This is a genomic window from Moorena sp. SIO2C4, assembly GCF_010672485.1.
Classification (GTDB): domain Bacteria; phylum Cyanobacteriota; class Cyanobacteriia; order Cyanobacteriales; family Coleofasciculaceae; genus Moorena; species Moorena producens.
The window spans coordinates 1-1126 of record NZ_JAAHGN010001555.1; the positions used below are offsets into that span (position 1 = coordinate 1).

General features: G+C 34.3%; 1 pseudogene. It reads left to right on the forward strand.

Annotated features, from left to right (window positions below):
• Positions 1-1054 (forward strand): annotated as a pseudogene (locus F6K20_RS39470) (IS4 family transposase); the annotation flags it as partial.
• Between the last annotated feature and the right edge of the window lie 72 nt (positions 1055-1126).

Below are 1126 nucleotides of genomic sequence, written 5' to 3' on the forward strand. Positions count from 1 at the left end.
CCACAAATCATCAAAAAACACCTAGGAAAACTACCTACTGATGATTATCCAGTCCTCAATACTTTCCTGTCTTGATGCAGTCGCTCATGGGGGAAACCCCCAAGACCGCGCTGCATCGCTATTTGTATCAACCTGGTTAGAATTTGTATTAGACCAAAGTCAAACTAGTATGAGGAGTTTATTTAAGCGTTTGAATGTACGTGGCATAGATGTAGACATATCGACTTTCTCTAAGGCGAGCAAAGTGAGAAATCCAATGTTGTTTTATAATTTGTTAATTCAATTAAGAAAAGCTCTACATAAAAGCCCAAAAGTAGGGAAGAATAAATTAGCATTATTTCCGATTGATTCGACCATAGTAACATTAACAAGCAAGCTTTTATGGAGCCAAGGCTTTAATCAAGTAAAATTATTCAGTGGCTTAAATTTATTAACAGCAGAGCCAGGAGGAATAATGATTCATTTTGGTCAAGGTCATGATAGTAAATATGGGGATAACACAATAGAATCAACTCCAGAAAACGGAGTTGGCGTAATGGATAGAGGATTTGCGAGCTTGGAGAGGATAAAAAATCTAAAGACCAAATATAATCGTTATTTTGTATTAAGAATTAATCAGAACTTTCAGCTAGAAATGTTATCAAATGGGCAGGTTCTAATCGGAACCGGAAAAGATCAAATAGAAGCTAGAGTAGTCAACTTTTGTGACCTCGAAACTAAAACTGAATTTAGACTAGTGACTAACCTACCAGAAACAGGTGAATCAGAAATAAGTAATGAAGATATTGGAGATTTTTATCGTTGGCGCTGGCAAATAGAGTTATTCTGGAAATTTTTGAAGATGCATCTAAAACTCGACAGATTAATCACAAAAAATATCAATGGAATTGAGATACAAATATATAGCTGTCTAATTGGTTATGTTTTATTACAATTAGTGGTGATTCCAAAATGTTTCGGTAAAAAAACATTAGATAAACTACGATATTTACAAGCTTTTATGTGTGAAAATATTAGCTATGTACATTGGTTTGATAAGATGGTGTTCTCGTGAACCTATCTGGCGTGTTATAGGTGTAGTGTATCTAATTTTAGGTACATAACTCTTGGAATTCAACATTTATGC